Annotated in this window: 6 protein-coding genes; 4 read left to right on the forward strand and 2 right to left on the reverse strand. The window is 63.7% G+C overall.

The features are described 5' to 3' along the window. The first annotated feature begins 288 nt into the window (after nucleotides 1–288). From KBZ15_RS17400 to KBZ15_RS17410, 3 genes are all read left to right on the forward strand, one after another. Nucleotides 289–543: a hypothetical protein gene (locus KBZ15_RS17400; RefSeq protein ID WP_255016486.1), complete on the forward strand. Its 255-nt coding sequence runs from the start codon at nucleotides 289–291 to the stop codon at nucleotides 541–543. Further along, entirely contained in the window at nucleotides 540–983 is a 444-nt protein-coding gene (locus KBZ15_RS17405) for a hypothetical protein (RefSeq protein WP_255016488.1), read from the forward strand. The genes KBZ15_RS17400 and KBZ15_RS17405 overlap by 4 nt, the downstream gene beginning before the upstream one ends. 422 nt (nucleotides 984–1,405) lie before the next feature. Beyond that, nucleotides 1,406–2,074 (forward strand): hypothetical protein, encoded by a 669-nt coding sequence (locus KBZ15_RS17410; RefSeq protein WP_255016489.1) that lies wholly within the window; start codon nucleotides 1,406–1,408, stop codon nucleotides 2,072–2,074. A gap of 201 nt (nucleotides 2,075–2,275) precedes the next feature. Here the strand turns inward: KBZ15_RS17410 and KBZ15_RS17415 are convergent, their stop codons facing one another. Further along, on the reverse strand, nucleotides 2,276–2,911 hold the full coding sequence (locus KBZ15_RS17415; protein WP_255016490.1) for a recombinase family protein: 636 nt from the start codon (nucleotides 2,909–2,911) through the stop codon (nucleotides 2,276–2,278). A 150-nt stretch (nucleotides 2,912–3,061) separates the two neighbouring features. Here KBZ15_RS17415 and KBZ15_RS17420 point away from each other — a divergent pair, with 150 nt between their 5' ends. Next, nucleotides 3,062–3,457 (forward strand): hypothetical protein, encoded by a 396-nt coding sequence (locus KBZ15_RS17420; protein ID WP_255016491.1) that lies wholly within the window; start codon nucleotides 3,062–3,064, stop codon nucleotides 3,455–3,457. 1,072 nt (nucleotides 3,458–4,529) lie between these two features. On the opposite strand, the gene KBZ15_RS17425 is transcribed toward KBZ15_RS17420, so the two are convergent. Beyond that, nucleotides 4,530–5,510 carry a GIY-YIG nuclease family protein gene (locus KBZ15_RS17425; RefSeq protein ID WP_255016492.1) on the reverse strand — a complete coding sequence of 327 codons (981 nt, stop codon included), beginning with the start codon at nucleotides 5,508–5,510 and terminating at the stop codon, nucleotides 4,530–4,532. Nucleotides 5,511–5,541: the final 31 nt, after the last annotated feature.

Raw genomic sequence — 5,541 nt, forward strand, 5'->3', positions numbered from 1 at the left:
GCTTGTCAACCCTCTGCTGCTCGTCCCAGAAGCCTCTTTGGCCCATACTAGGGATGCAATTAACTATCCAAATTATAAGCTATTGCCGCCTCAACGCAAGGGCTGATCGTATTTTTCGAGGTGCCCTTAAGAGAGAAAAGTTGTATAGAGCCTTCAGGTATTGGCCTACCCCCTGTCTCTCTCTCTATAGAGCCGGTTTGCCCTGAATCTGCTCAAACTATTCAAGCCTCTCAGATCCCTTCCAGCGCAAGCGATCTCGGAGCTGAGCAGTTCGGGAGGGTTGAAGGGTTGACCCCGGAAACCCCTCAAAACACCCCTCCAGACCCCATCGCCACCGCCGAAATGGACATCACAGCCCTCCAGCCCTGGCAACAGAGCGTCATCACCCTCCAGCTGGCCGACCCCACAGCTGTGCCTGCAGCGTTGATTAACCGGATTCCCCAGGGCGAACTCCCCCGGGGTGCCAACGGGGCAACCATCAAAACGTTCCTGGCCCAACCAGAGATCGTTGAGCTGCTGGCCCAGCACGGTGAAGCCGCATGACCAGCAGCTCGAATCTCACAGCCCCTGCAGCCCATGGCCCCATCGCCACGGGCCTGGAGGCTGACCAGCTGAGAGCAACAGCAGCAGCCCTCACAGCCTTGGCCGCGGCCGGCAGCTGGGCACTGCCACAGATCCTGATCTCTTTGGCCACCACCGGCGAGGGCAGCATCAGCGACTTATCCCGCCGTACTGGCATCCCCATCCCCACCACGGCCTGGGCTGTCCGATCTGGATCCACCGGCAGGTTCATCCGCCCTACCGCCCCTGGCCTCCCGGGCCGGGTTGTTCGGCCGGCATTGCCAGGGTTGCTGCATACCCGAAGGGCTGGTGCCGCCACCATCGTTTCCCTGGGCGCCGCAGGGGTGGCCGCAGTACGTGCTCTCCAGGGCCACTGGCAGGAGGACACCAGCTCGACCCCGCAGGAGAGCCCGGCCCGCTAGCCGGCGAGAAGTCGCCCACCAACAGGGGCCAGCTTCCTTTTCGGGTAAGCATCCAGATCTATGACCCTGGAACAGGTGGGCGGCAGCGCCTGCATCCGTCCGCCAGCACCGCCAGCACCCTGGCCGCGGTGTTTCGTTTAACGGTGGCCCGCTGCCCCCGCCGGTGCCTGACTGGATCCGCCAGCACCCGCCGGCAGAATGGCTGCAACAGCTGGCCACGGGTGAAGAGTCGCCGCAGGATCAAACCAGCGGCATCGTCTGTGGCCGGGAATAGGTGCGCCAGCCTTTTCCAAATGGATAACCCCAGTTGGATAACCCCAGTTACAGCAGGGGCTGAGGGGATGCGAGCGCCTGGTGAGATTCGACAGAAGCCTTCGCCCAGCGCCCACCGACCCACGAAAAACGGCAGGTCCCCGTTCGCATTGGTTCCGTTGCTGCCAGACGGTGGCCCGCTGTTGGTGGCCCTGCGCCATGGGCAGATAGAGGCCGGTGATGTGGCCGTAGTGCTGGCGATCCTGGGGGCCTTCGAGTGGAAGGGCGGCCGGTGTTGGGCTGAATGGCCGGACCTGGCAGCGGCCACCGGGATGGCTGAAGCAGCGGTGATGGCCGCTACCGACCGGCTGCAGGCCGCCGAACTGCTGGCTGTGGGTAGAGACGCCGACCGCCCTGCCTGGTGGTTCTGGGTGTTGCACCCGCTGGTGGTGAGCGATGGCCGCACGACCCAGCAGGCCGAGCGGATGCGGTGGGCCCAGTGGCAACAGCTACTGGCCGGCGGTGTCAGGCCTGACGACACTGTGACCGGCACCCGGCCAAGGCGCCTGCGTGAGCTGGCCAGGGAACGGGAAGCCAAAGCCGCTGCCAAGGCCCCTGCCAAAACCAAGCCGAAGCCCAAGCCCAAGGCCGCCAAGCCCAAGGCCAAGATCAGGGCGGACCGCCACCGCGCCAGACCCGAGGTGGCCGGCCTGCTCGAACAGGTCCGCAGCTTGCCCCGGTTGCAGTTGACCCACACCCCTGAACAACAGGAAGCCGAGCGCCAGCGCCGTGAGGCCGAGGACCTGAGGCGCCAACAGCAGCAGGCCGCGGCCGCCTGAGCGTCGAGCTGTGCTCTCCTGGCCCCTCGACTGCCCCATGAACCCCAGGAAGCCCCCTGCTCGGCGTCGGCCGCATGGTTGGCCATTCACTGCAAAGCCCGCCACAGGCCCCAGGAAGGGCAGCAGCGGGCAGGTAGTGGGCATGGCTAAGGGACAGGGCAAGTTCGCCCAGTTGGGCGAGGTGGGCCATGGCCGCGGCGATCAGCTGGCCTCCTGCGGAGTCGAGCTGGCGCTCTCCTGCAGCAGCCGGTGGGTGGTGCCCCTGCTGAGCCCCAGGGCCAAACCGATCTGGCTGATCGACTGGCCCTCGCCCCGGAGGCGGTGACCCAGTGCCAACTGCTGATCGCTGTAAGACTTCCTGCGGCCCCCCAGATCGCCCCCTGTGGCCCTGCGGTGGGCAACGCTGGCCCTGGTCCTCTCGATGGCCAGCTCACGCTCGAATTGGCTGACAGCCCCGAGCACCTGGAACATCAGCCGGCCGGCCGGTGTGCTGGTGTCGATGGCCTGGTCGAGCACCACCAGATCAATGCCACGGGCCTCCAGATCGGCAGCGATGGCCAGCAGCTCAACCAGCGACCTAGCCAGCCTGTCGAGCTTGGCGATCACCAACTGATCACCGCGCTGCAGGGAACCGAGCACCTGGGCCAGCCCTGGGCGGTCGGCCTTGCCTGAGCTGATCTGCTCGGTGATGACCTCATCGCAGCCGGCAGCCTCTAGCTGGGCCCGCTGTTGCGCTTCGGTCTGCTGTTCGGTGCTGACCCGGCCATAGCCCCAACGGCGGCCAGCAGGGGCAGCAATGGGCTGGGCCACGGCGGCCCCCTTCAGAATCTTCGTCATCGTCCATCTCCAGTGGAACGGTCACGAGTCCGGCAGCGTCAACTGCGCGGGCTCACCCCCTTCATACCACAACACCCCCTGTGATGGAACGGCAGGAAACGGACAGGGTTGTGGAACAGCCCCAGGCAGTTATGGAACGGGGTTGTGGGCATGGCCACAGCCGGTCGGTTCCGAACAGGGCCGGCCACCTTCACCCTGGGCGACACTGACTGGGTGCCCCAGCCCACCCCAGAGCAGCTCGATCAACGGCGCCAGCGCATGGCTGAGGCTGAGGGCCTGGCCGGCTGGTACACGAGCGCCCTGTGCGATGGCCAGGACGACGCCGGGAACCCGATTGCTTGGTACGAGTACGAGCACCTCGATGGTCGACGGGCCACGGTGTCGGAAAGCGGCAGCAGCACAGACCCAGAGCTGCAGCGCCTGCTGGCTGAGAGGCGGCGGGCTCAGCCACCGCCGCGCCCCGAGTCGCCCTGGTTGCTTTCTCCATTGCGGGTGATCAGGGCGCTCTCCAGCTGGCTGGCTGCAGGCAGGGCGAAGGGCCGCTAGCCCAGTGCCAGCCCTGCTGCCCTGTGAGCCCCAGCAGCAGGCCCCTGGTGGCCGCGGCGAGCACCTGCACCCTGCTGACCTCTCCCTGCCCCTGTGAGCCCCTGCAGGCCCGCCAGCCCCCATCGCACGGCCATTGCCCTGCTGCCCTGCTGTAGGGGCAGGAAGGCCCCTCTCAGCCCGTGGTCGAGGGACAGGGCCAGTCAGCCCCCTGCTGCACTGGCGCTTGACTCCTGCTGAACGGTTGCGCCAGAGAAACTCCGGACATTGTTCGGGGTTTCTTGCAACTGAAATCATTGGACCGGCGGTCCCCACCCCTGCTGCCCCCTGCTGTGCACAGGTGGGCACCTCAAACAGGGGGGGGGGCCCCCAGCGCCTAGCTAGCCGGCCAGGCCTCCCCTCGATTCCCCCGCCAGCACCAGCAGCAGACCGACCCCTCCCTGCCCCGCCAGCCCCAGGAAAAGATCGGTGCATGCCCTATTGCCCTGCTGGCGCCACAGGGATTCGCATACCCCAGCACGGGGGAATCGCCGCTGCGCTAATAGACACAACCCACCACAAGATACGACCCCAAAAACGGCAATTACTTCCCCCCAATTACCCCTGTCAGAGATCATCCCACCTGTGCAAAGATTGACAGGAACTAACACAGCATTGCAGGATTCTGTCTGACATTGCAGGACTGACTGATGGCCGGAATACAGATGAGACAGCTGATGGTGCTGGGGTTGCCAGGAGGGTGGGAGGTTGCTCTGTATTGGGACCAGCAATCACCGCAATGGACAGGTCCTGACAGGTGGCATTTTCAGGAGGGCAGGGTGCAGTCGTGGTGTGTGAGGTTGCCGCTGAGCAATGCAGGAATCCGGCTGGTAGTGGAGAAGTTGGCCGCGGCCTGCTAGGGGATGGTTATCTTCGGCTACGCGATAGATCCTGCGGGTGCGGTTACCTGTCTGCAGGAGAATTGAAAGCAGGCCTCCGATACCAGCCGTTCACCTCCAGGAGGCTGAGGCCTGGCCACCACGACCAAGGCCAAGCTGGCGCTCGCCGTTACCGGTGGAGCCGACCTGCGTTGCAATTATGAAGATGGCCAATCCAAGCGGTATGCCCATTGCGGGAAACGATCTTTTTCAGGCGGTAATTGGCCACGTTCGAGCAACAGCTTGTCGCGGATAACGATTTCTTCGGGGCTAATTGGGATGATCACATTGTTTGTCTTACTGACGGGTGGCGAGCATTCGGCGTTGTCCCCGGGGCCGGCATCAGGCAGCGCTGAAAAGCCGCTGAGATGCACGGTTGGATCACCGGGTCGAGCTGACCAGACATAAAACCTGCAGTCATAGGCTGCGAGCTTATTTAAGAACCAGCTGTAGCGATTTAGTGCGGCAGTTCTAATAGCTTCCGGCGACTGCAGCGCAGCCTGTTTCGCTTTTTCCTCATCGGCGGCAAGGCGAGCCTGTTCAGCTTGCGCCTGCTCTGCGGCCCCTTTCTCCAGCTCGGCGGCTGAGATAGCTGCCTGGGCAGCTGCCAAATCTTTTTGCTGCTGGACCATTGCAATCATGAGCCCGCAGGGAAGCAGGAAGCTGAGCAAGGCCACCACCCACGATGACCACCATTTCCCCGCGACTGGCGCCGTTGTCGGTGCTGGCTGCCCAAGTGTTGAAGATCCAGCTCGAACGATTGGTGCTGGAGGAGCGAGTGGCTTAAGGGTTGTCGTCTCGGTCTTGGCGGTGTGCCCCTGGTGATCGCTGCTGGCCTTCAGGAGTGTTGTCCGAGCAAACTCCAGTTGTTCAGCCGAGAGATTGAACCATTCGGACTGGGGCATCCGATTGGCATGGAAGCGACGGTGAAGGAAGGATTCAATTTGGCGAGCGTCATTGACCCGCACAACATGAACCGGTGAAGTCTTCCTGCCGACTTCCAGCTCACGCTTCCTGCGGGTCCAGTTATTGGTAATGCCGATCTTGTGAAGTCCGGTGTCGAGATGTCGAATTACGTAAACGACCTTGTGGGGCATGGCGGCGGTGTGGTGTGGCCATCGCTGGCTTGTTTTGATCATAGGACTGCAGTGCAGTTACTAGCAATCACCC

The organism is Cyanobium sp. BA20m-p-22 (genome assembly GCF_024346275.1).
In the GTDB taxonomy this organism is placed as follows: Bacteria; Cyanobacteriota; Cyanobacteriia; order PCC-6307; family Cyanobiaceae; genus Cyanobium_A.